At 57.6% G+C, this 23,859-nt stretch carries 28 protein-coding genes; 17 read left to right on the top strand and 11 right to left on the bottom strand.

Annotated features, from left to right (window positions below; genetic code table 11):
• The 15 genes from DWZ01_RS07480 to DWZ01_RS07405 all read left to right on the top strand — a co-directional run bounded on the left by DWZ01_RS07480 (position 1) and on the right by DWZ01_RS07405 (position 11,696).
• A complete protein-coding gene (locus DWZ01_RS07480) occupies positions 1–1,314 on the top strand; it encodes a CpaF family protein (RefSeq protein ID WP_117848515.1) in 1,314 nt (437 codons plus the stop codon).
• 2 nt (positions 1,315–1,316) lie between these two features.
• Positions 1,317–2,246 (top strand): type II secretion system F family protein, encoded by a 930-nt coding sequence (locus DWZ01_RS07475; protein WP_117848514.1) that lies wholly within the window; start codon positions 1,317–1,319, stop codon positions 2,244–2,246.
• A gap of 11 nt (positions 2,247–2,257) precedes the next feature.
• The gene (locus DWZ01_RS07470; protein WP_117848513.1) at positions 2,258–3,145 is read left to right on the top strand and encodes a type II secretion system F family protein; all 888 of its coding nucleotides are present in this window, start codon (positions 2,258–2,260) and stop codon (positions 3,143–3,145) included.
• A gap of 15 nt (positions 3,146–3,160) precedes the next feature.
• A complete protein-coding gene (locus DWZ01_RS07465; protein ID WP_117848512.1) occupies positions 3,161–3,604 on the top strand; it encodes a DUF5684 domain-containing protein in 444 nt (147 codons plus the stop codon).
• A 419-nt stretch (positions 3,605–4,023) separates the two neighbouring features.
• Positions 4,024–4,422, top strand: coding sequence for a hypothetical protein (locus DWZ01_RS07460; protein ID WP_117848511.1), 399 nt, complete (start codon positions 4,024–4,026; stop codon positions 4,420–4,422).
• 52 nt (positions 4,423–4,474) lie between these two features.
• Positions 4,475–5,062 carry a DUF3846 domain-containing protein gene (locus tag DWZ01_RS07455; RefSeq protein ID WP_255413583.1) on the top strand — a complete coding sequence of 196 codons (588 nt, stop codon included), beginning with the start codon at positions 4,475–4,477 and terminating at the stop codon, positions 5,060–5,062.
• Between the two features lie 23 nt (positions 5,063–5,085).
• Positions 5,086–5,442, top strand: a complete 357-nt coding sequence (locus DWZ01_RS07450) for a hypothetical protein (protein ID WP_117848509.1) — start codon at positions 5,086–5,088, stop codon at positions 5,440–5,442.
• Positions 5,443–5,760: 318 nt separating this feature from the next.
• Complete coding sequence (locus tag DWZ01_RS07440; RefSeq protein WP_117848508.1) at positions 5,761–6,966, top strand: ArdC family protein; 1,206 nt, start codon at positions 5,761–5,763, stop codon at positions 6,964–6,966.
• Between the two features lie 2 nt (positions 6,967–6,968).
• Positions 6,969–7,406, top strand: a complete 438-nt coding sequence (locus DWZ01_RS07435) for a hypothetical protein (RefSeq protein ID WP_117848507.1) — start codon at positions 6,969–6,971, stop codon at positions 7,404–7,406.
• Positions 7,407–7,491: 85 nt separating this feature from the next.
• Entirely contained in the window at positions 7,492–8,001 is a 510-nt protein-coding gene (locus DWZ01_RS07430; protein WP_117848506.1) for a hypothetical protein, read from the top strand.
• 150 nt (positions 8,002–8,151) lie between these two features.
• Positions 8,152–8,904 carry a hypothetical protein gene (locus tag DWZ01_RS07425; RefSeq protein ID WP_117848505.1) on the top strand — a complete coding sequence of 251 codons (753 nt, stop codon included), beginning with the start codon at positions 8,152–8,154 and terminating at the stop codon, positions 8,902–8,904.
• 32 nt (positions 8,905–8,936) lie between these two features.
• Positions 8,937–9,434, top strand: coding sequence for a hypothetical protein (locus DWZ01_RS07420; RefSeq protein ID WP_117848504.1), 498 nt, complete (start codon positions 8,937–8,939; stop codon positions 9,432–9,434).
• On the top strand, positions 9,431–10,630 hold the full coding sequence (locus DWZ01_RS07415; protein ID WP_117848503.1) for a hypothetical protein: 1,200 nt from the start codon (positions 9,431–9,433) through the stop codon (positions 10,628–10,630). Before DWZ01_RS07420 ends, DWZ01_RS07415 begins: the two co-directional genes overlap by 4 nt.
• Positions 10,627–11,265: a DUF3846 domain-containing protein gene (locus tag DWZ01_RS07410; RefSeq protein ID WP_117848502.1), complete on the top strand. Its 639-nt coding sequence runs from the start codon at positions 10,627–10,629 to the stop codon at positions 11,263–11,265. Before DWZ01_RS07415 ends, DWZ01_RS07410 begins: the two co-directional genes overlap by 4 nt.
• 2 nt (positions 11,266–11,267) lie before the next feature.
• Positions 11,268–11,696, top strand: coding sequence for a hypothetical protein (locus DWZ01_RS07405; protein WP_117848501.1), 429 nt, complete (start codon positions 11,268–11,270; stop codon positions 11,694–11,696).
• Positions 11,697–11,719: 23 nt separating this feature from the next.
• Here DWZ01_RS07405 and DWZ01_RS07400 read toward each other — a convergent pair whose 3' ends face one another.
• Positions 11,720–11,944: a hypothetical protein gene (locus DWZ01_RS07400; protein ID WP_117848500.1), complete on the bottom strand. Its 225-nt coding sequence runs from the start codon at positions 11,942–11,944 to the stop codon at positions 11,720–11,722.
• Positions 11,945–12,274: 330 nt separating this feature from the next.
• Here DWZ01_RS07400 and DWZ01_RS07395 point away from each other — a divergent pair, with 330 nt between their 5' ends.
• A complete protein-coding gene (locus tag DWZ01_RS07395; RefSeq protein ID WP_117848499.1) occupies positions 12,275–14,485 on the top strand; it encodes a prealbumin-like fold domain-containing protein in 2,211 nt (736 codons plus the stop codon).
• Between the two features lie 59 nt (positions 14,486–14,544).
• Here the strand turns inward: DWZ01_RS07395 and DWZ01_RS07390 are convergent, their stop codons facing one another.
• From DWZ01_RS07390 to DWZ01_RS07365, 6 genes are all read right to left on the bottom strand, one after another.
• Positions 14,545–15,090 carry a DUF86 domain-containing protein gene (locus tag DWZ01_RS07390; protein ID WP_117848498.1) on the bottom strand — a complete coding sequence of 182 codons (546 nt, stop codon included), beginning with the start codon at positions 15,088–15,090 and terminating at the stop codon, positions 14,545–14,547.
• Positions 15,068–15,415 (bottom strand): nucleotidyltransferase family protein, encoded by a 348-nt coding sequence (locus DWZ01_RS07385; RefSeq protein ID WP_117848497.1) that lies wholly within the window; start codon positions 15,413–15,415, stop codon positions 15,068–15,070. Before DWZ01_RS07385 ends, DWZ01_RS07390 begins: the two co-directional genes overlap by 23 nt.
• A gap of 56 nt (positions 15,416–15,471) precedes the next feature.
• Positions 15,472–15,906, bottom strand: coding sequence for a hypothetical protein (locus tag DWZ01_RS07380; protein ID WP_117848496.1), 435 nt, complete (start codon positions 15,904–15,906; stop codon positions 15,472–15,474).
• A 203-nt stretch (positions 15,907–16,109) separates the two neighbouring features.
• Complete coding sequence (locus DWZ01_RS07375) at positions 16,110–17,444, bottom strand: hypothetical protein (RefSeq protein ID WP_117848495.1); 1,335 nt, start codon at positions 17,442–17,444, stop codon at positions 16,110–16,112.
• A 58-nt stretch (positions 17,445–17,502) separates the two neighbouring features.
• Positions 17,503–18,225 (bottom strand): hypothetical protein, encoded by a 723-nt coding sequence (locus DWZ01_RS07370; RefSeq protein WP_117848494.1) that lies wholly within the window; start codon positions 18,223–18,225, stop codon positions 17,503–17,505.
• 16 nt (positions 18,226–18,241) lie between these two features.
• Positions 18,242–18,721 carry a hypothetical protein gene (locus DWZ01_RS07365; RefSeq protein WP_199412412.1) on the bottom strand — a complete coding sequence of 160 codons (480 nt, stop codon included), beginning with the start codon at positions 18,719–18,721 and terminating at the stop codon, positions 18,242–18,244.
• A gap of 243 nt (positions 18,722–18,964) precedes the next feature.
• On the opposite strand from DWZ01_RS07365, the gene DWZ01_RS07360 reads away from it, so the two are divergent.
• Positions 18,965–20,200: a hypothetical protein gene (locus DWZ01_RS07360; protein WP_117848492.1), complete on the top strand. Its 1,236-nt coding sequence runs from the start codon at positions 18,965–18,967 to the stop codon at positions 20,198–20,200.
• A 10-nt stretch (positions 20,201–20,210) separates the two neighbouring features.
• Here DWZ01_RS07360 and DWZ01_RS07355 read toward each other — a convergent pair whose 3' ends face one another.
• Genes DWZ01_RS07355 through DWZ01_RS07340 form a run of 4 tightly spaced genes read right to left on the bottom strand, consistent with a single transcriptional unit; the run spans position 20,211 to position 23,504 of the window.
• Positions 20,211–21,017 (bottom strand): helix-turn-helix domain-containing protein, encoded by an 807-nt coding sequence (locus tag DWZ01_RS07355; RefSeq protein WP_117848491.1) that lies wholly within the window; start codon positions 21,015–21,017, stop codon positions 20,211–20,213.
• Entirely contained in the window at positions 21,017–21,319 is a 303-nt protein-coding gene (locus tag DWZ01_RS07350) for a hypothetical protein (RefSeq protein ID WP_117848490.1), read from the bottom strand. The genes DWZ01_RS07355 and DWZ01_RS07350 overlap by 1 nt, the downstream gene beginning before the upstream one ends.
• A 9-nt stretch (positions 21,320–21,328) precedes the next feature.
• Positions 21,329–22,141, bottom strand: a complete 813-nt coding sequence (locus DWZ01_RS07345; protein ID WP_117848489.1) for a hypothetical protein — start codon at positions 22,139–22,141, stop codon at positions 21,329–21,331.
• Entirely contained in the window at positions 22,134–23,504 is a 1,371-nt protein-coding gene (locus tag DWZ01_RS07340) for a replicative DNA helicase (RefSeq protein ID WP_158557008.1), read from the bottom strand. The genes DWZ01_RS07345 and DWZ01_RS07340 overlap by 8 nt, the downstream gene beginning before the upstream one ends.
• Between the last annotated feature and the right edge of the window lie 355 nt (positions 23,505–23,859).

Below are 23,859 nucleotides of genomic sequence, written 5' to 3'. Positions count from 1 at the left end.
ATGCTCGATAAGATGTACGACAACGCTGTCGCCGAGGTCATGTCGCGATGCGCCAACGACCTGCAAAATCAGGTGGCTCTCGTCGGAGAGGTGTCCGACGGCATCGAGCGCCTGCAAGACCGCGCCCTCGCATACGTCAGTCGCTCGCCGGCCTTCGAGGACGCGGATGAGGACGTGAAGCGTCAGGCGGCCAAGTTCGTCGTGGACGACCTGTTCCAACTCGGTCCCATCGAGGAGTTGCTCTGGGACCCGGAAGTATCTGAAATCATGGTCAACTCGCCCGACCAGGTCATGGTCGAGCGTCGCGGCAAGATCACGCTCTCGGACGTGCATTTCTTCGACGAGGAGCATGTCCAGAGGACTATCGCGCGAATCGTCTCCTCGGATGGCCGCAGGTGCGACAACCAGAGCCCGCTTTGCGACTGCATGCTGCATCGCACGGGGGCGCCGTTCGACGGCAGCCGCGTCAACGCCGTGGCCTTCGGTATCGCAAAACATTGGACGCTCGACGTCCGTAAGTTCCGCAACGATGCCCTCACGCCGGAATCGCTTATCGCCAACGGCTCCATGGACGAAAACATGGCGGACTTCCTGCAGGCCCTCGTCCTCGCACGCATGAACATCGTCATCGAGGGCGGCACCGGCTCGGGCAAGACCACACTGCTCAACGCGCTCTCCAACTTCATCCCCGACGGCCAGCGCATCATCACGGTCGAGGACACCGCCGAGCTCAACTTGGCGAAGAGCCATGTCCTGTCGCTCCAGTCCCGCCCCGCCAACAACGAGGGCAAGGGTGAGATCACGCTCCAGCAGCTGGTCATCAACACGCTGCGCCAGCGCCCCGACCGCATCGTCGTCGGCGAGTGCCGAGGACCAGAGGCGTTCGACATGCTCCAGGCCATGAACTCGGGCCATGACGGCTCGCTCACGACCACGCACGCGAACAATCCCCGCGCCGCCCTCGACCGCCTGCAAAACCTCGTGCAGATGAGCCGAGCAGGCGCGAACATGCCCCCCGATGCCATCATGAAGATCATCACCGAGGCCGTCGACTTCGTGGTCGAGATCAAGCGTCTCCCCGACGGCAGCCGCCGCGTCAACAACATCTGCGAGGTCTGCGGCATGCAGGGCAATGTGCCTACCGTCGGCTCCATCATGAAGTTCCAGAAAACCGGCATCGATTCCAACGGGCGCATCAAGGGCGAGTTCCGCCCCACCGGTTCGCGCATCGTCTCCGAGGACCACAAGGAGCGCTTCTATTCCAACGGAGTCGAGATCAAGTCCAGCTGGTTCGATAACGGAGGGTTGTGGTAGCAATGGACCAGACCGTAGTCACCTATTTCTTCTACGGTGTCACGTATACCTTGATCATCGCGGTGCTGACGCTGTGCGTCATGGCGCTTCTCGTCTCCAGGCAGCTGCGCGTCCTCTCCGAGCGCCGCAACGTCTACCATGAGGGCGAAGAGGTTTTCAAGAAGAAGCATTCCAGCATCCTCGTCGAACTCCGTGAGGTCGCACGCCAGCATATCGAGGGCAGCGGCGTGAAGTTCTCCTTGAACGAGTTCATGAGCATCTGGGCGGCCTGCACTGCGGTGCCGCCCCTGCTCGGCATCGTCATGGGTATGAACGCGCTCGTCGTCATGCTGCTCGCGGCACTCGGAGCGTTCCTGCCGCTGTTCTTCCTGTCTGCCAAGAAGAAGCACAGCGAGAAGCGATTCGAGGAGCTTCTGGGTCAGACCATGCCGCTCATCTCGGCAAACCTTCGCGGCGGCGCGATGCTGTCGCAGGCAATCCGCCCCGTCGCGGAGAACATGGACGAGCCCATCAAGAGCGAGTTCGAACAGCTCCGTCGCGATATGGACCGCGGCATGCCCGTGGACAAGGCTCTCGACAAGCTGGCCGAGCGAAATAATTCCGCCGACCTCAAGCTGTTCGCCTCGGCTGTCCGTGCCCAGATGCGAACGGGCGGCTCGCTGGCAGACATCGTCGACTCGGTGGGCAACACCATCCAGCAGCGCTGCGAGATGCGCCAGATGGTGCGCTCCCGCACCTCGCAGGCGCGTTTCACGGCCATCCTCATGGTCTGCGTGCCGCCCGCGCTGGGACTTGTCTTTTATATCGGCAACGACATGTACCGCGAATTCTATTCGAGCGCCATGGGACTGGTCGTCATTTGCATCTGCGCCCTGCTCGAGGTCCTCGGCTATTTCATCGCCAACAAGATGCTCGACATCAAGACCGACTAGGAGTGGTTCATATGATCGTAGACGGAACAACTATCGGCCTTATCGGCGCGGGGTCGCTCGCGGCGGGTCTCAGCACCACTCTGGCGGTGCAGAAGAAATTCGGCATCGAGGTGCGAACCCTTAACCAGAAGACGCTCAAGCAGCGCAGCGAGGAGATGCAGGACCGCTTCAAGTTCGGCCAGCCGTTCCAGGGGTCTGCCCTTTTCGGTGCAATGTCGCGCGAGCAGGAGGAGCGCCAGCGAGAGGCGCTCATGCGCTCCGGCCTTAAGATTTCGGCGCTGATGTTTTGGGCCTCGAAGATTATCTGCATCGCCGTCGGCATCATGGTCGGCGTGCTCATCGGCACCAAGCTGAACGGACTTGCGACCATTGCGGCGGGCGGTCTGGGCGGCATGGTCGGGTATATCCTGCCCGAGCTCTACCTGCTCCAGAAGCGCCGCGAATGGCGTAACAACATCGAGCGCGAGCTGCCCAATGCGCTCGACCTCATGTCCATCTCGATGGCCGCAGGCTCCACGTTCGACGATGCCGTGCGCACAGTGGCCGAGAACTCCGAGGGAGCGCTCGCCGAGGGCTTCCGCGACGTACTGGCCAACGCCCGCTTCATGGATATCACCGATGCGCTCAAGCAGTTCGCCTCCAATGCCGGCGTGCAGCCGCTCACCATCTTCGTGGCCTCCCTTATCCAGGCACGCCAGACCGGAGCCGAGTTCGTCGAGGTGCTCGAGAATCAGGCTCAGACGGTGCGCACGTACCGCAGGCAGAAGCTGGAGGAGGAAATCAACAAGATCGGCACCAAGATGCTCATTCCGATCATCTTCCTAATCTTCCCCGCCCTGTTCGGCGTGCTTCTGTCGCCTGCGGCCATGTCGGCTATCCAGGCTATGGGCAGCCTGTAGGTAAGGGGGTTTCAGATGCTCGATGCTATTGAATCGGCTCTGCTCGTTCTTCTCGTTGTCTTGCTGGCGTTTATCTGGCTCGTGCCTATCGCCGGAAAATGGAAGGTCTATGGGAAGCTCGGTATGCCCGGCTGGTATTCGATTGTCCCGGTCTTTGCCGACTACAAGCTGTGCGAGCGCGTGCATCGCGACGACGGTACAAGGACGTTTCTCATGGCGTATCTTATCGTGCTCATCTGCTCGTGGGTGTTCTGCTGGGTCGATACGCTTAGCTGGATGCTTGCATTGGTTCAGCTCGTGATGACAATAATCGTGCTTAACGATCTGTCCCATGCCTTCGGGAAGGAGACCGGCTATACGATCGGGCTGGTCATCTTTGGCTTCGTGTTCTGGACGATGCTTGGGTTCGGGGCAAGCGAGCCGGTCGATCTGGATGGCGATGCGGACGATGAGTCCTAGGGGTTAAGAGGAATAATAACAAGGTGTTTTGCTACGGGGCGCTCATTAGGGGCGCCCCGTTTGTTTTGCTGGGTGATTGGCAGCGGCTTGTGGCAGTGTAGCTGTGTAGACGTGTAGCTCGGTAGCCGCATAGGTGGGTGAATGAGAACAAAGATAATAAGAAGAGTATTAAGAATAAGAAAGACAAAGGGGAGTTCTAGAGTCGCGCAGATGAAGATGATAATAACAAGTAGCTGTGCCGCGGGGCGTCAAATGGGTACGCCCCTTTTGTTTGGCTGGGAGTTTTGCGAGTAGCCGTGTGGGTCGGTAGGTGTTTGGCGATGTGAGTCGGGCTACTTCTGTCCCGTGCGGGTTGACGGCATATGTGGGGATTGAGAATCGAGGGAGAATAGAATCCCCTGATTTAGGAGATGAGCCGGATGGGTTCTCAAATCACTAAAATCCCCTCTATCTGCGGAGACCAATACCCTGGTATCGGATATCAGGTGGATTGCGGCGAGTCGGTTCGCGTTGCGATGGCATGGCCTTCTGCTTCTGCTGGGGGCTGGCGCAGCCTCACCATGGAGGTACCGAAACAGCTCAGTCTCGAGACTGAGTTGAACGGTGTTTCGGTGGAGGCGCTCTTGAAATCCGCAGGTGAGCTATTTGAAGATAACGACCTCGATGGGTTCAGGCAATTCGAGCAAATGCTCGGGGATAAGTTGCCCAGTACGGTCGTACGGCTATTTGCCCGCTATGCGCCTGTCGATTTGACCCACGCGGGCAACGCGGAGGCATGTCGCGCTGAAATCGAGGAATTTCGCTGGAGCCATTCCTGAGATTGACATTAGTGAGACGGAAGTTACATCTGGGAAATACCGCGCCGTACTTGTGCCTGTGGGCTTCGACCCCGTTGCCGTTGATATCGGCAGTTGGCGAGACATTAGGAACCAAGTCGGCGGCATCTTTACTAATGCTTCGGGAAATCTACCACCCGATGCCCTTCCTTTTAATCTCTCTATGTATGTCAATGATGAGTCACTTTCTGTTTGTCAACCCAACCGTGCGTTTTATGCAACTGAACGCATGGAGCAAGAAGGCAGTTATTCTCCAATCGATGGCAAGCCCGTGGTTGCCGGCCTGCCAACGTCCGTACTTTACGGAAATATTGTCATCACGGGCTTCAATCCAGCTACTGGTGAAGACGCGCCGCTCTCCGATGGCGAGATGATGGATGTCATGAGTTACTTCCAGCGCGAGAGCCCCCGCGGCAGCGGGCGCGAGGTCGCTCTTGCTGTCCAAAACGGTCTGTATGGCGAGTTGAGGGAGTCGCTTACTCATGACTCCCCTAGCTGTTCAGATTTCCAAGGCAAGTGCGATAGCAGCGAGTCGATTGATGACCTTATAGCGCAGGCGATCGAGGTTGCGGGCGATGGCGAGATGAGCTTTGAGGTCAATCTGGACAACACAGATCGTTAAATGCGAATCATCGAGGAGGAACTATGTCTATAGAGAACGGCCATGTCGGAACGAACGTCCCCAAAGCCGATGAGTGGCGCGATGGGATGGTCGAGCAGGTTTCGGAGTACATGGATTTAATCAAGGATATGGATACAAAGGAGGCGATTGGCGCCGATACGGTCCTCGCCGAGGCATTTGAAGAGATCCAGGACAACTCAACCGATGCGGTAATGGGCATGCTGGATGTCTATACGCGCTCCGACACTTCGGGTCGTTCGGCTATCGCCGAGGTGTTCCATGCACTCACGGGCGCAACTTTCGACTACTTCCTCACGCAGGCATCGGATGCATGCCAGCAGACGCTCTCTTGGTTGAAGATGAATCGCTCGATGAAATGATGGAGCAGAAGGTCGAGGACTATCGCGCTGGCAGGCTTGAGAACTACAGCATCGATGAGGTAAGGGCGCATTGTGACTTGTCCAATGACGAGCGCTAAGGGATGAGAATAATAACAAGCTGCTTTGCTGCGGGACGTCTGTTGGGACGCCCCGTTTGTTTTGCTGGGTGTATGGCGGAAAGCCTTGTAGGCGTGTAGCCCGGTAGCCGTGTAGCGGCGTAGCGAGGTTGGTCAGGCTACTTGTGTCCCCAAGTGGGGTGTAGAGGTATCAGGCGTTTATGTTCGAGATAGATTGTCCGAGCGTGAATGGGAGCTATCTATGGCCAAGAAAACCTATGACAAATATTCCGGTAAGAGCCCGACTGAGAAGCTGACGGATGCACGGCAGGCGCTATTCGATGCGCTTCTGGCGGATATGGAGCGTGAGGGTTCCCGATGGGTCAAGGAGTGGTCGTTCCCCCATCCGCCTATGAACGGCGTGACCGGCAAGGGTTATGGGCCGCGAAATACCGCTATGCTCATGTACGCCATGAGGGACGGCGGGTTCAGGGACCCGCGATTCGCCACGTTCAAAATGGCATCGGATAAGGGGTGCCACATCATCAAGGGATCGCACGGCTATCCTATCGAGCGCTGGAAGCGCATGCTCGTCAGCAAGACGGATCCGACGGCCCGACTCAAACAGCCCAAGACCGAGGAAGAATGGAAAATCGCGCTCGCGAATCCCGAGTATAAGGCAGAGCCGCGTTGCGTCGGCACGTTCACGGTCTTCAATGCCGAGCAGATGGAGAACACGGAAAACCTCATCTCCGTTGAGTGCTTCAAGCCTATCGAGCCCGACCGTGTTGCCGATGGTCTTGTCAAGGCGTCACCCTGCCCCGTTATAGAGACCCCGAACGATGAGGCGTTCTACCTGCCCGGCGCGGACAAGATCTACGTTCCGCAGCGCAACCAGTTCACGAACGTCGAGTCCTTCTGTCGAACGCTTTTGCATGAGATGGGCCACTCCACGGGGCATCCCAGCAGGCTCGACCGCGAGCAGTGCGGGCTCATGCAGAACCGGCAGAAGTATGCCTTCGAGGAGCTTATCGCCGAGCTTTCGAGTGTGTTCACCGCGAACGCCATCGGTCTCGATCTTCGCGGCGTCGATGACGATAAGCCCCTTTCTGGTGATGAGGTCGATGCCATGTCGAATTCTGCCGCCTACCTCAAGGGCTGGGCTTCGCAATTGAAGGATCCGGGCGGTGAATTGCTGAAGGCTGCGACTCGCGCGAGCAAGGCGACTGATTATCTCGTGAAAGACTGCTTCACGCCGTCCCTCGGCAAGGATTACTTCAAGTCCATGGAACTCTCCAACGAGACGGTTGTGGAAACCGATATGGAGCAAGGCGGCGAATTCGAAATCGAGCAGGACGGCGGGGAGTTCAGTCTCGATGAATTGTGTGCGTCTAAATGCGAGGAAGCGGATATCGCCAACGGTGGCGATTGCGCGGTAATGACGTCGCGCTGTGAGGAGGGGCGTTAGACATGAACGATGAGCTGAATATCAATTCGTTTGACGAGCTGAAGGCCGCGCTGGACAGCGCCCTACGCAATGGCGCGGTGTTACCTGAGTCGGCAGATTACCTGATGGAGCGATTCGATGTACTTTGCGTCGATATCGACAACGTGTTTCTCTCCATATCTGTCAATGACATCAAGGAGGAATATCCGAATTTGACGCTCGATGAAGCTCTTGAAGTCCGCGACAACGCCAACGAGAACCTTTGGAACTCGGGTGGATATGACGACATCAACGATGTGGCTTGGGGGCAAATCAAAGCCGAGGTGAAGAGCGTGCGGGATTCGCGTCATGACTCTCGTTGCGAAGAGACGAGTCTAGATGACCTCGCTGAGGCGTATGGCGAGGACAGCACCTGCCAAGAAGAGGATGAGTCTCGCGATACGGAGGGCATCCCGAGGTAGATGCTACTTCTGTCCCCTGGGGCGACTCGGGCGGACGGGGCTTCATGCTAGTCGTTAAGTTATCAATTCGCGTGATGGAGGAACCATGAGCGAGCAGAACAACATGAACAAGGGCAAGGTCCGCATCGACTTCCCGCCGAAGTGGGTGACTGCCGAGAAGGCAAATGGCGAGCCTTTCACGATCTCCAACGGCAAGGGCGAGTCTTGGCCTGCTGTGAAGTGTACCCTGCCCACCGGCACCAAGGTCGATGGCAAGGACCTCTCCGGCTTCAGCTTCACCACGTTCCAGAAGCCGTGGAACAAGGCCGATATCGAGGCCGGCAAGGGCACGGGCGTGTTCGTCAACGCCGACCGCAACGTGAGCCTCTTCAAATATGACCAGAACGGCCAGCGCCACGATGAGTCTGTTGAGCCGCAGAAGCTCTCCGATGCCGTCGAGGCCGCCCGTGCGGAGTACCGCGAGCAGCACCAGAGCCACGACCGCTCCCAGGAGCAGGAGACCGGTCTCGATGAGCTGTGCGAGCAGAAGACCGCCGAGGCCAATGAGCGCGAGAGTGGCTCTCAGGACCGAAGTGCTCAGAACGTCCAACGCTGAGTCTAGACAGCCATTGGATGCGGGGAGGGATGGATTTCCATCCCTCCCCTTTTCGTTTGGCGCGAAGGCTACTTTCGTCCCCTTTTCAGTGCGCGTTGACCTTCAAAAGTACGCTGGGATACATCAGGTAATCAGAGAGATGGAGTAGTTATGTCTGAGGCCAAGCCGAGCATTGCCGAGCTGTATGAGTCCGGCGGTCTGGATATGTGGCTCGTGAACAAAATTGCCCACAACGAGCTGGATAAACGCAAAGGGCCCCTCTTCAATTCTGTTTATGCACTCGCCTCGGAATATATCGATGCCTATATCGATGACCATCCTGAGGTGATCGAAACATATACCGATATGCTCGACTCCGAGCTGACTGCAACGGACTTTGAGGGCGGCAGGATTTCCCCTGAGTTCATGCTCGGTGCCGCCATTGCCCGCGGCGCGGCATCACACGCCAGTTGTGATATTGAAAATTTCGGCGATGAGATTTCATCACGAGCCATCAACGAAATCAATGAGCTCAGCATGGCCCAGGTGAGATTCGATTGCCGAAAAGCGGATGATTTCTCGCTTGCCGGAGTCAATCCCGATAGCAAGTTCCCCATCGGTTTCGTCTCCGTTCAGGATGTAGCGGACACAGTCAACGAACTCGGCTCCGAGCATATGAAAGAGACACTCAAGCCTGCCGCCCTCGAGAAGGTAGCCGTTAGTCTTGCGGAAGCAGAACAGCGCATCGAACGGGACGATCTCGCCGTGGGAATCGCATTCAACGCGGGGCTCGAGATGGGATGTATCGAGGGCAAACGAGGGGAACAGGGTCTGGATGATATCTGCGCCGCGAAAAGCGAGGAAGCTGCTCTTGTCTCTGACGGTGATGAGGTCAGTCGCGTTGGAATCGAAAATGAAATTTGACAGTCTAGGAAACGAAAAATAAGGAGGACGATATGAACGGTGGATCTTGCAGCCTCTATATCGAGGGCAAGGGAAAGGTCTCCGTCAGCATCGGCGGCAGCCCGAGTATGCCCAGCATCAGTTTTACCGGACTTCACGGGCGCGGAGCCGTCGGCTACAGCCTTGCCCGCGTATGCGAGGAGAAGGCAGCTATCCGCTGCGCTTTGCGTAGCGCCGGCTTCGATATCCCTAGGGCCAGCGTCCGCATAGACATAGACGAGTCTGCGCACGAGTTTGGACATATGTGCATCGAGAACGCCTGCGCACAGGGCATCGCCATTGCCAGCGGTCAGGCGGCGATGCCCGAGGGCGCTCGCGTGGATGCCACTCCAATCAAAATCGACGGTTCGACGCTTCGCCTGGAGCCGACCAAGGGCGGCATCGAGCGCGGGTTGGATGACCTTTGCGATGAGAAGCAGGCCGAGACGGATTTGGTCGATGGGACGGCTGACCGCGATGGGCAGTTTGAGCATAAGGAGAGCGGACGATGAACAAGATCGGAAACATCAGGGTCAACGTCGCGGCGAGCGATGCGGCCTACTACGCTTACGCCCCGCAGGACAGCGTTATCCTACCGATGGCGCCTGACAACTTGCAAAAGGTCATCGATAAGATGACTTATTTCGGCAGGCACGACTATGCCATCGAGGATATCCAGACTTCCGGCAAGTTCGACAAGTTGCACTTCGCCGAGGACGAGCGCGTGGACCTGCGGGCGCTCAACGCCATGGCGGAGTGCGTTAAGAGAAATCCTGACCTCGATTATGATGCCGTGCGCGACTACTGCGACAACTTCGATGTCCCGGTCGACCCGCTCATGGTCGGCAACGTCATCATGCAGGCCGATGAGATGCCGTTTTGCGGCTATTCGGTCGCTGTCGATAGCGAGGCTTCGCTGCCCAGCGACCTGTGGCGGGCATACGGCCTCACGCTCCTCGACCAAGCCAGCGAAGAGCTCGAGTCGTGCGTGAACGACAATCGTCTCTCCCCTGCCTCGAAGGCCAGCCTCTTGAACATCGGCGAGTTGCTCGGCAATGTGCCTGCCGAGGCGCTGGGTGCCAGGATGGCGGCTGGCGGGGACGTGTGTCTCGGGCATAGCGGTTATTTCGACCGCAACTCCAATGAGGTCGACTTGATGAAATTCGATTTGGATGAACTCGAGCAGGCGGCTTTCGAGGGCGACCGCGATTTCGCGGCCGACCGTATCGTCGTCTATGCCGAGGATCGCGAAGCTGCCGATCTGGGACTCAATATCTCCCTGCCGCTGACACTGCCGATGGATGCCGCCGAGCTCGAAGGCACCCTCAAGGACATAGCGGAAATGGAGGGGGTCGATGCTGGCGAGCTCGTCATGTGCGATTATGAACTTCACGGGCGCTTCCGTGAATATTCCTGGCATGATTTCGGTTCGGACGATTCAATTGCCGATATGAACCGTTTCGCGCAGATTGTCGTGGACAACCCCGAGCTCAGCGTCGGGGAGCTCTTCTACTACAATGACGACCATGAGATCTATGACATCGACGCCATCATCGAGTCCGCTGAGAAGATGATTGCTTCGCAGGGGGCGCCAGATGGGGATTTGTGCCTCGATAACCTCGCTGAAGCGAAGGACGATGAGGCGGAGATGGTCAATGAGGGTATCGGGACTATCGGCGCCGACGCTCTTGCGGGCGGTGAACGATGATGGATACGATTCGCGCCGTGCTGGTTCCCGTTAATGCCGAATGCCGCGAAGTCGAGCTGCCGGTCGATGAGAATGGGAGCTGTGGCGCCGCACTCAAGGGAATTGTCGGCGAGCGGGCCGTCAATGTATCCCAAGAGCTGCCCGACAAGTCTTTGGGAGATGCGGTCTGCGTCTATGTCAATGCTGAAGGGCGGGCGGCTTGCCCCGCCAACCGTGCAATCTGGGCCACCCAGGAGATGGCGGACGAGGATCTTCAGTCCCCTTTCACTGGCCAGACCGTCGTGGCGGGCGACCCGGCCGATGTGCTGTACGGCGATTTCGTCGTCGTGGGCTATGACCCGTATGAGGGAACGGAATGCTCCCTTTCCGATAAGGAAGCGCAGGACGTCGTCGATTTGTTCAGCGGTCGCGGCGGCCCGTGCTCGGGCGTGTCGGCGCTCGGCTATATGGAATGCATGAAACCCGACCCAAAGCTCAGGGAGCAGGACGAATGGAACAACGAGTCCTCGCAGATCGATGAGTTCATCTGCTATAAGAAGGACGAGGCGGCACTGTACAACCAGCGCCTCGAGGACGAATATTCCAACTCGTACGACGATAGCTGGCAGAACTCGTACGACGATACGGAGTGGTAGCCATGGGCGCCGTGAGCTACGGGCAGGCCGGGTACGTGGGCACCTCCATGAGCGTCCGCGCCCGGGCGGCATATGAGTCGGGCGAGATGCCGATGTCGAAGTGGACGCGCAAGGCAATCATCTCTGCCATCAAGGATTACTGCGATGATTTCGACCTTGCCTACGATTCTAAAATCGAGTCGATGACCCGCGCACAGCTGGCCGATACCTATCTCGAATATAAGTCCTGGCACCATACGGGACGGTTCGCACGTGGGACCGAGTTTTTCGGATTGGATGAAGATGCGGTCTGTGCGGACTTCCCCGAGATGGGACCAGATCAAGTTACCGGGCGAGATGAGATTGGAATAGACGAATTACTTGAAGCCAAAAGCGTAGAGGCGGGGCTATCGGAGGAAGTCGGGCTAGTGAGGGAGTCAGGCTGCCGGTAGGCGGATTTGTAGGGATCTGCCCCCTACAACCTCCCCTGCATCCTGAGCAAATTTTCCAGCATCTCGCAGATCTTTTCGTCTTTAGCCTGCTGCTCCCTCTCGAACTCCTGTTTATAGTATTGGTCGAGGTCTGGCTCCCATGTGCTGTACTGTTCGGCAAACTTTCTGCGCGACATGAGGTCGAGGATTAGGTAGACGATATAGGCGATTGCCAAAAGAGCGATTACCGCTATGAGGATGTAAGCCAACGAGTTCCTCCAAGTGAATCTTATTTCGAGCACATTCTAGCAGTTTCGGCAGGTTGCGGAAGGCACGGGTGTTGCCGCAGCGGCAAGTCCGCGCGGGGCGATTGAGCAATGAGTATCCTCGAGAATAGTGGATACTTAGGATGACGTACTCAGGAGGTAATTGTGGTCGAAAGTAAACGCCACACCGATGTCGGAATTACTTCGGGGAGGGGGGCTCCCTCTAAAGGCTTAGCCTTTTCCAGAAGGGCGCTTATTGCTGGGGGCGGAATCGCCGCTGCGGCGGCAGTGCGCTCCGCAGCCGCCAGACCCTCAAGCCCCTTGGGGGTTGGAATGCGCTCCGCCCTCAGCGCGATAGGTATTTCGACCTATTCGATGGGAAGGTTCGAGGAGTTCGCACCCGACAACCCGAACGTCAAGCCGTCCCCGCTGAGCATCCCGATGGGTGTGAATGCGACATCGCCGCATCCCACCGGCTGGTGGCACAGCGCTGGCAAGGCGACGCACACGAACTGGACTCCGATCTGGAATGATGTCGCCAGCTGGTGGAACGACAATAGGCAGATCTTCCTGAACAACGGGCATCCCTACACGGTCCTACCGATGGACAACCCCGGTTACCGCGCGAGCGTCACGTGGAACAGCGTCGGAACCTACGATGGCAAGCCCGTGGGCTGCACGCTCTACCTTTCGAATCCTGTGATCGGCAACGGCTACGACAACAACAAGGGGCTCAACCAGAGGACCGCCCAATTCTACCAACAGCACTTCGGAACCAAGAGCTTCTTCGTCGTGAGCGACGCCTTCGCGGCGTGGGACAGTTGTCACTGGCTACTGGGGCTGAAGTCGATAAAGATGGTGTATCAGTTCTTCTATTCCGACAGGCCCGGCGAGTATATCGACCTCGACTGGGCGTACCTCGGCGCTAGGAGCATACAGTGCAACGGCGGTGGATATGAGTGGATCAGCCCCGCCGAGAACAATCAGGACGCCTATTTCATCCCGCGGGGAGTGGACACCCAGCTCTTCTTCACTAACTTCGACGGCTACAGCTGCATCTCGTCTCGTGTGAACGAGGTGAGCGACCGGACTTGCGCCATCATTGCATACAAGGGATCCAGCATCTCGTGCATCCGCGGCGACACAGTGTATGGCGACGGGTTCCAGTTCGACTTTCAGCCTATCGGCAACTTCTGCTCGTTAAGCTTGAAGAAGTCCTCAACCAACCCCGATGTCACAAAGATTGACCCGGAGTACTTCTCGCTCGCCGGGGCCGAGTACACCATCTACTGCGACGACGCCTGCACCCGCAAGTGCGGGACCTTCATGACGGACGAGAACGGCGACGCGAGCCTCTCGGCGGTCAACGGGACGAACAATCTGATCGCGAACATGGACTATTGGGTGAAGGAGACGGTCGCACCGCAAGGCTACAAGATCGACAAGGATGTCCATAAGGTCCGCCTCGACCGCGACATGACCATCGAGGTATCGGATGTCCCGAAGCATTCGACCGTCCACTTCATGCTGGTGGACACCCTCGGCGATACGCAGGAGGTGCACACGGTCTATATCAAGCTCAACAGCACCTTCTCGGTGAACGGGAACCAGGGCGACTTCTCGGACGCACGCGCGGCCATCGAGCAGGTCATGCGCGACGAGGGGCAGGACATGAGCCTGCTCGACCGCTGCCTGGACGGCTGGTACGAGGGCGATAAGGACTGCTCCGATCCGGGCATCTTCCAGGGCGGCAAGTACGTCGGCAGGAAGGTCAACGGGGACCTGTACCTGTGGACGAAGGTGATGGTTTGCAAGTTTAGGTTCTATAAGGACGGTTTGGCAAAGGAGAACCTGATTTTCCAGAGCCCTCGAATGCTCGTCGGCACTAAGTACACCTTCCCTCAGGAGGTTATCGACAAGCAGCTTGAGCCGACCTGCAACCTCAACGAAAGGTTCGGCACCGACCCGTCGACCGGCTTTACCGGCTGGCATCTCGATAAGACCCTGTCCGATCAGGCCATTACCGAACATGTTGCCACCAAGGGCATCGTAATTCTGTACGGCCGCAACCGTTGCACCCTGCGTACGGAGTACGCGCCCGGATCGGTCGAACTCGACTCGAGCTGGGACATGAGGGTGCTGCCCGAGGACGGCGCCGAGGCGCACCCGGGCTTCATCCCCGTGTTCGAGGAGCCCAAACATAAGGGCTACGACGCCAAGGGCAAGGAGTTCGAGCTTGCGACGATCGGCGACTCCGGCGAGGGCCACACGGCCTATTACTGGGACGAGCTCGCCCGCATCACGGTGCCCGCGACCGCGTACCGCAATATCGGCGGCGGGCAGTGGCGCACCTACAAGTGCGAGGCGTGGCTCGACGCCGACGAGGCGAACGCTGCGGCTGAGGTCTCCGAGTCGGGCGTTTCGGGTCGCTCGCGCTCCCGTTCGCATGCCGCCAGCGCCGTCAAGATGACCGCCGACACCGTGCACTACATCCGTTGGACCGAGGTCGTCTCGGACGGCGTGGTGGGCGTCAGGAGGAAGTAAGCAAGGGGGGGCGGAGAAATTCTCCGCCCCCCTAATCGTTCTAATGGACTGTTTTGCTCTTAGTGATGATCGTCATATTCGCCATCGTCATACAGTTTTGACGGTGCTGGGATTCCGTTTTCTCCTGACCTCTCGTCTGGATTGACGAATTCGGCTTCGGCCACCTTTGCGTCCATCATCCCGTCCAAATCCTCCCCGAGCCCTTCCATGAGCGCAGCAACCTCGGGGTCGATATAGGCGCATTCGATTTCGTACTTATGCGCTATCTCCTCATTGGAGAGAAGAGTCTCTCTGATTGCGGGTACGCCTTCGACGGCCGATTTCCAAGCAGTCTCAAGCTTCATATCTGCATACTGATGAATGATATAGTTACGTTGGCCCTTTACGTGGCGCCATGGTATCTCTGGGAACAACTCCTTGTACTCGTTCGTCTTGAAGTGCGAGACCAGCTCACCGACCTGACCCAATGAGAACAGAATCGAGTCCCGAACCATCAGATTGTGTTCCCAAATCTCATGGCTATAGTTGATTTCCTCGAGCTTCGCGATGACATCATCGCATCGCTCGAGAATGGTCTGAAAGTTAGAAAGATCTCGGTCGTTCAAAGATTCTCACCCCTTCCCTTTTCAAACTCTCGATGAAGCTGCTCTGGGCACCATTGAGAGTCGTCAACATGTCCACGTCCCTACCGAGTCCCTCGACCAGCTCGAAACCGATATCCATAACCTCTCCGTCCTCATTTCCGTCAATTTGAAGAAGCAGGTCGACGTCGGACGAGTCTTTCTGCTCTCCGCGGACGAACGAGCCGAATATTGCCGCCCGCCTTACCGAAGGATAGGAACTGAGCACCTTGCGAATAACCTTCTTAGCCTCGGTGTAGTCATGAACCGGAGTTGCGGGGTTATCGCAATCCTCGACAAGATACTTCAAAGCGGCACCTCCTTAAACGGTGAACGTAACAGCGGCCTTCGCTTAATTCTATAAAATCACGGCCGAACGTGGGCGGCGAATTGGCGGAGCTCCTCATCGTCCATATCGTCGAAGTGCAGCAACTCCGCCAGCGCCGCCCTCTGCTCCATCAGGTACTTGCCGCTCGGTGACTTGTGAATCGTCTTTAAAATGACCTCGGGAGCGAGGGCTGGGAAATCCACGCCCTTGGGGATGACTAGGGAGATGGATTCAACTGCCCCGAATTCCCCTGGCGCGTGGAGGCGGATATCGAAACCCTCGAAGGTGAATTCACGTTCGGTACCGTCCTCGATGCCATTCTGCAGGAGGAAGTCCAACCCGTATGGGACGGCATTGCTGTCGATGCCTATGGCGACAAGCCCGGCCTCGTGGACTGCGACCAAGTCACTTTTCCTGATCTTCAGTTTCTCGCAAAGAGCCGACATAATCTCGTTCAGATGTTCCTTGGTCATCGAGTCTCTCCTGAATCAGCTCACCGCGAGTCTCTCATTTGATTCTGGTGAACGACCTTTCGAAGGCATCCCGCTTCCGTTCGAGCTGCCTTCGGAGTCTATCGATGTCGATGCTTTCAGGTCGCTTGATTTGGTTCCGCTCACAAGCCCATGGATAAAGGTACGTAGCGACATAATCTACACCCCTCCTTGATTCGGTCATCTTACTTGTTGACCCAACCCCAGACGGCTTCGTGGTGGACGGTTTCGGTCCATGCCTCTTGGTCGACGATGGTCACATCCTCGTATTTGGGCAAGATGGAATAGTCGGTTCGACCGTTGTCGTAGCAGTAATCAACGCAGCTATCCTCATCGTTAAAGAGGGTTCCGTCAAAGGCCATGTACTGGACGCCGACCTTCTTTTTCTCAACGTGGGTGACGGCGGGATGGTAAATCTGCTCGTCCCAGGCGGGGGTCACGATTGCCCAGACCTTCTCGGGCTCGGCGGGCTTTGAGGGCTTGGAACTGCCGGAACCCGAGCTGCTGCCGGAGTTGCCAGGGTTGTCGGGCTTGGATGCGGGTTTGTCAGTCTTATCGTTCTTGTTCGAACCAGAGGGCTTGGAATCGCCCTTGTTCGAGCTCGAGCCAGAGCCCGAGGACGGCTTCGAGTCGTTCTTGTTGGAGCTGGAACCGGAACCGCTGCCGGAGGGCTTGGATGCGGGCTTCGAATCGCCCTTGCTGGATGAGCCGTTTGCCGCGCCGGCCTGCTGGACGGTGGAGCTGCTGGGACGGGAGGCGGGCGCGGAGACGGCGGTGGCGTTCGGGTTCTCACGCTTGGCCTCGATGAGTTTCTTGGCGGCGGCACGCTCCTCCTCGGGGAGTTTCTCAATCGCCGCGTCCACTGCCGCATCGTCGGTCATATCGACCTTAGTGAGGCTAACCTTAACCGAGGCTCCCTTACCCTCGACGACGAAATCAACCGCGTCGGGCACAAGCCAGGTGGTCTTGCCGTCCTTGGCGGTCGGGATGGAGGTGACGTTCAGGGCGTAGGCACCCTTCGGCAGATCGACCGAGACCTCCTTGCCGGGGACGATATCGCCCTTGGCCGCGGACTTGCCGTCTGCGTCCACGACCTCGTAGGAGAACTCGCCGTCCCCCTCGCTCCAGCCGTCGGCCGTAAGCGTCACGGATGCGGGATAGGTCTTGGAGTCCTTCTTGCCGACGATGGATGCGACGGGTGCGTTGTCGGGGATGTTCACGGCCTCGTGGTTCAGCGATAGGCCGATGCCGAGTGCCGCGACGATGGCGAGCGCTACGCCGCCTGCTACGAGCTTGCGCTTCAGGCCACTCAGACGCCTGGGTGTCTGGGAGTCATCGGCGGTAGCGTCCAGGTCGGGTGCCACGGCATCTTCCAGGTCTTTGGCAAGCGGAAGCTCGGTGGTGACATCTGCGGCGATGGGGTTATCGGGGGTATCCATGAGTTGGGTTTCCTCGTTATCGGCGTTGAGATTGTCGGAGCTGTCGGGGTTGATGTTCTCGGGATTCATGTCGGTGTTCATGGCAGTTTCCAATCTGGTCTAGATATCAAGTGATTATAGGCTTCTGCGGGGACAGGGCTTAGATGATGGCCATGTCGTGGCTGATCGGGCTGTACTGGTAATGGGGCAGGAAGTACTTGAGCGGCAGGCAGCGGCCGTAGGCCAAGCGGTACGACAGGGCCGCACGCTTGTAGTGGCGGACGATGAATGCGTGGTCCTCCTTCAGACGTTCGGCGCGAGCCTTGATGACCTCGTCCTTCAGGAACAGCTCTTGCGGCATCTGGATCATCTCGTAGTGGTCGAGGGAGGCATATTTGTAAGGCTTTCCGGCAAGACGGGTCGCACCCGCCAAGGTCTCGACTGCGCTGATGTAGGCATGCTTCTCCGTGATGAACGCGAAGCCGTGTCCGTCAGGCGAGGAGACGGGACAGCATTTAATCGTCTTGGTCATGCGCTCCTTGCGCGACAAATCGGATTTCTTCATCCAGACGGTGGGCATGTGGAGGTCGTTGCCGTCTTCGCCGTAGAGTTTCACGAGAATCTCGCGGCGGTACATCACGCGGTTCACCATGATGCAGAAATCCTCGATCTTCTTGGGCATGTGGCGGCGCCCATGCCTGTAGGCGTACTTGATGGAGCTACGGTCGAAGCGCCACCAAGCATTCGGGTTTGTCTTCGCGTTCCATACATTGAATGCGCGGAAGTGCAGCATCCGCTTGCAGACCATGAAGTAGATATAGGCGAACAGAAGGATGCCGGCCACGTTATAGGGGTCGGAGAGGAAGAGGGTGATGGCTTGCATGGGGCACTCCTTGAAGTCAGCAGCCGCGCGGTCGCTCTGCGCTGGACGCCGCCTCGGTCGCTACCTCGGCGATGCTGTCCAGACTGGGCTGTGCGTGACGTTTCGTATACGGGGAATCATAACCCTGGGGATAGGCGGTGTCGAAGAGATCTGCGTAGGCATCGAGCGGATTCTCAACTTTCTGCCCGTTGTTGGCCATCCTGTCGATCTCGGAACGAAGGGTGTCCATGATGGCTTTCTCGCGGACGAGTTCCAAGGAGAGTGTCACGTAGCCCTCCTTCAGCCCCTTGCCGTACATGGCGAAGGTGATCCTGTAGAACCGATTCTGGAGCGCCTCACGCTCGTCATCGGTGGTCATGGAAAACTGGACATCCGAGGACTGCATCGGCAGCACGCTAAAGCGTAGGTAGTCCCCCGTGTTGTAGCCGCGTCCGTTCAGGCGCGTTATCGCCTTGAGGCGACCATCCATCAAAGGGGCCACGAACTGTTCGCGCATATTGACCGTATGCAGCCGGATTTTCGGCTTATTGAAATCTGACATTGTCAATCTCCTGTCCGATGCGTCTTGGGGAAACGCATCTATCTATCGATTACGACTCTTATGATAACAAAAGTATATCACCCCGTCAATATGGATAAGGATTATCGGCCGGCCGTTTGGCTTCTTTCGTCCCGTCCGGCTCGATTGCGCGTTCGGTAGATACCTTGATAAATAGATTTGCGATATTAGGGAGGCATCATGCCGAAATACGATAGCCAGAACACCACTCCGCTCGGCGGATTCGACTTTCTGAAGAAACTCGGATTGGGCCGCGTGAAGAGAATCGATCCGGTTGATTCCGATCTGCAGCCCGTGCAGAAGGGACAAGTCATCGGCACCGTCTCGAAAGACCGAAAGGATAAGATCGAGAAGACAGTCATCAATATCCCCTACTCGAGCGTCATCTCCTCCACGGCTGCGGTGCGTCGAGACGGGACGCCCGTGACGAGCCGATATGGGCAGGAGATGTCGCGAATCGTGATCCGCCTGCCGCGCAAGATGGAGCTGGATGGCTACAGCATGGACGGGCTTCGGGTCGAGATCATCAATCCCGACAAGTACCTCGAACGTGCGAAGAAGACGGGTATCCTCCAGGCCTCCTTCAACGACTCGCGACCCTTGAAGCTCAGCGGCTTCAAGGACGGTCGCGCCATCGAGCTGACCGTGGGACAGGATAAAATCGGGGAATTCGTCTCAAACCTCGAGAAATGCTGCGAAGAGCTCATCAACATCCCGAAGGGCAAGGATGCAAAGACATTTGATAGAGATGCCGCTGTGCCGGCGATCTCGGCGAGTCGGAAACCTGAAAAGCTGGCGGTCGCGACCGCATCGGGTGCGAACCGGGCCGATGAGAAGAAGACTGATCTGGGCAAGACACCCTTTAACGGGCAATATCTCGGAACCAGGAAGATCGATAAGGATGTCACGTTCGACAATCCGAAGGTCATCATCCCGTACGGCAACATCGTCGACAGCGAGACTATGACCGATAAGGACGGTAAGACGAAAACCAATCAATACGGTCAGGTGCTCAATTCGGTTACCTTCTCGGTGCCTAAGGGCGTCGCGGTCGATGGCTACGGTCTCGGCGGCTTTACCGCCAAGGTGGTCGTAGTAGACAAATATCTCGACCGCGCCGCGGATGAGGGTTCTCTCCAAATTATGCTCAATGGAAGGTATGACTTGAAGCTGTCCCGTGAAGATGGCGGTAAGAATACCTATGTGACCATCGGACGAGACAAGATCGGGGAGTTTGCCAAAGCGCTCCGTGAGAAGTCGAACACCGCGCACGAGGACAATGAGAATAATAAGAATAATGAGAAAAAGGAAGAATCTCTTGATGAGATGATGGGCGGCAAAAGCGAAGAGGCCACCCTTATGGCGGCGAATGCCGCGGCAAGGGAGGCCTCCGTTAGGGAAAGTGCCGACCGATAGAGCGTTCGGTCTATCGACTCAGGGAGGGATAGGCCTTTTCAAGGGTTGCGATGAGCCCCTTCACGGCTTCAATCGCAGCAGCAGGCGTCGCGTAGACCGCCCAGATACCGGAGAGGAACACAGCTTGCTCGGTAGCGAGGTCGAAGGCAGCCTTCTCCTGCTCCGTCTCCAGCTCGATGCCGTCGGGGCCTGAAATGGAGAACGCCACGGCAACCTCCTGGTTGGCGGGACCCGTGCAAATCGGGATGGCGTTTACCACCAGCGTACGCATCGTTTCGCGCTCGAGCGATGCGCTGGCGAGGTAGTCCTCGTCTGACAGGTTGGGACTCAATACGCCGTCCAGTTCGTCCTCGATAAGCGTGATTGCCTTGTCCCTTTGCAGCTTCTGGTCAAGAATCCCATCGGCATACTTTTTGGCGGCATCCATCGAGTCGAACCGCTGGGCGAACAGCTCGCAGGCGGTGTCGCCCTCGAGGATTCCCAGTTCGAATGAGCCGTCTTCCGCCTGCTCGATGCGGGCGACCAGGGAGCAATCGTCGGCTGTGCGGTAGGGCACAATCCCGTCATCAATCCAATTGCCATCGTTCATGTCCGATTCCTTTCGCTTCAGCCCCAGCAGCCAGTCCGCTGAGACATCCAATTCCTTACAGATCTTGTACAGGACGACCGTTCCCGGCAGGCGCTTTCCCTTCACGTAGTGCGAGACGCTCGCCTGCGTCGCCTCAATCCTTCTGCCCAGCTCGCGCTGAGAGATGCCTTTGGCCGTCAAGGCGCGTTTCAAGCGCCTGTGCAGCCGGTTGGGTTCAATTTCGACCATTAGCTACTCCAAAGAACCTCCTGAGCCTCGCCCAGAAGCGCCGTCATGGCATCCTCCTCCGACTTGTACCCATCGACGAACTGTTTCATCGGACCGGCGTTCCAGTAGCCCGATTGCGTCGATGAGCGGATATACGGACGCCACACAACGGAACCATCTTCCCGATTTTCCCTCTCGATGAAACCGGTGGTTACCCGCTCGGCTTTACCCGTGAACTTGAAAACCATGTGCCCATAGATGGTTCTAGTCGGTTCAACTAGGACCACTCGGGAACAACGCGGCGTATTCTTTTGAATCATCATGTATCTCCTTTATATCTTTAAGGGCCGTTTGGCCTGCTCGAGGTAGGCAACGAGACTCCAAGGCTCTTTCATTGCCGCCGTTTGACAGCGCTCCTGACATTCCGCCCATTCCTCGTTATTCATGAGTGCGATACCGACCTGCTCGCCTCGTTTCGTGAGAAACATCAGGTAGCCATCGGTTACCACTTTGCGGGGAACCTCGCAGATGCGGGCTTTCCTCTTGTTGTTCGTCCCGTACATCAGCTGAGACGACAACACCGACCACTCCCCTGCCCCATGTCGGCGCATGCCCTTTGGTCCGTCATAGAGCCTATCCTCGGCGAGGAATACGACGCGGTCGCCTAACGCTACTCCGAAGCCCTCGCCATCCTTCCGCTCTTCCCAGCCCTCTCCTAGGCGCACGGTCAGCTTGTCTGCGAATAGCCAGAGGTGGGAATCCACGGGACACCATCTGTGCTGCTGTTCGTTGTAAACCTTTACGAACGACATCATGATCCGGTCGATGGGGGCATCCGGGTCATCGGTGGCAAAGCGGACATCGGTGGCGATGCCGCTCAAGATATGGGCCTTCACCTTAATCGCCCCGTCGGAAAAATAGCTCGTGCCGTTGTCTATCGCATCGCGCGTGCTTTCCGATTTAATCCGCAGGTTCTGAAGCGCGATGTTGCGCAGCGCCCACTGATACGCGAGAGCCTCGCGCGGTTTGAGAATCGGACGGTCGAGAAATGCAAAGCCCTCGTCGATGGTCTGTGATTGGGCATCCGATTCAAGGCAGCGCCCGACAATCTTGTTCGATGCGCACTTGGCCTTTTTCCTACTCATCGCTGGTCTCCTTTCTGGGTCCCACCTCGTAAAATTTCGTGCTCGTGGGGACGAAGAGCATGTCGATCTCGCCTGTGGGGCCGCTGCGGTTTTTCGCGACCGACAGGATGACCTGCCTTGAACCCGATTTCTCGTCTTGAATCTCGTCCGGGTCGCGCGACAGGAATAGAACCGTATCCGCGTCCTGCTCGATGGATCCCGACTCGCGAAGATCCGACAGGCGTGGCAGGCCTGGGTGGGATTCGGCCTGGCGGCTCAACTGTGCCAGCGTGACAACGGGAACGCCCAGTTCCTTAGCGAACACTTTCATGCGGCGGCTTATCTCGCCGACCTCGACTGCACGGTTTTGGAATCTGGCACCATCGGATGCGGACGAGATGAGCTGGAGATAGTCGATTACAATCAGCCCGCGCTCGGCTCCTCGCATCATGCGGGCAGCGGTTGCACGGATATCCCCTATTGTCACACTCGCCTTGTCCTCGATCTCGATGCCGTTGCCGGGGATGTCGCAGCAGGCCGCCGCAATCGCGTCCCATGAAGCCTTGGGAATGGTTCCCATGCGGAAATGGGAAATCGAGACGCCTGATTCAGCGCAGATGATTCTCTGAGCAAGTTCCTTGCCTGACATCTCGAGCGAGAAAATGCCGACCTTCACGCCCTGGCGGGCGGCATTCAGCGCGAGGGTGAGGGCAAAAGAGGTCTTGCCGACGGCAGGCCTCGCGCCGACTACGATGAGCTGCCCTGCTCGCAGTCCTGCCAGCATCTCGTCCAGGGTTGCAAAGCCCGTGTTCACGACGGTGGAGTCCAAGGGGACGCTATCGAGGTCTCTGACCTCGTCCACAGCTGCGGTGAGAAACGATGAGATGTGCCGATAGGGGCGCATATCGCGGCGTTCGGCCACCCGTGCGATCGAGCCCTCGACCTTCGAGACGAATGCCTTCATATCGGTCGGGGTTCCGTAGGCCTCGGCCTCGATCTCGTTCATCGCCGTCACGAGCGCCCTGCGCCTCGAGACATCGATCAGCTCGTCGTAGGCGGTCTGCCAGGACAGCAGGGGCATGTCAGATTCGAACATTCGCTCGACGGCCTGCTCTCCGCCCGCGGTATCCAACTCACGGTTGGATCTCAGGTAGTCGAGCAGGGATACGTCGTCAATCGGGTAGTTCGCCTCGTGCATGGCGCGGATGGCGCGGAACAGCGCACGATGGTCAGATTTGACGAAATCATCCTCGAGCAGCATCGGGAGAACGTCCTCGCGAACGTCCTTCGAACGCATGCAGGCTGTCAGGACAATCGTCTCCTGCTGCGGGGCAATGATGGAGCTTGCCGTTTGGGCTTTAGTTTCTTCGGTTTCAGTCGGCATGACGCGCACCATTTTGGAAACGGGATGCACGCGAACCGTTTAGATTCTGGGGCATGTTGTTCATCTTCCTGCTCTACAAGGCGCTTGGGGTACGCCTTGGTCGATATTAAGTATAACAGAAAGATAACGCGCCGTTAATCCAAAAAAGGAATAACGGCGCACCGAAAGGAGGTCATGGCTATTGTAATACAAAAAGGCGCTTTCGGTGAAAGCGCCTGGGGATTTTGATTTTGGAATTGCGATTTGAAAAAGGAGATCACCTCCCAGTTGGCGTTCAAAACCAACCGGGAGGATATACTCCGCGAGTGATTCATCCTACGGGACGAATCCTCTTACCCAAACAGAGTACCATTCA

The organism is Collinsella sp. AF28-5AC, from assembly GCF_003457875.1.
In the GTDB taxonomy this organism is placed as follows: Bacteria; Actinomycetota; Coriobacteriia; order Coriobacteriales; family Coriobacteriaceae; genus Collinsella.
This window is presented reverse-complemented; position numbering and strand designations above follow the sequence as displayed.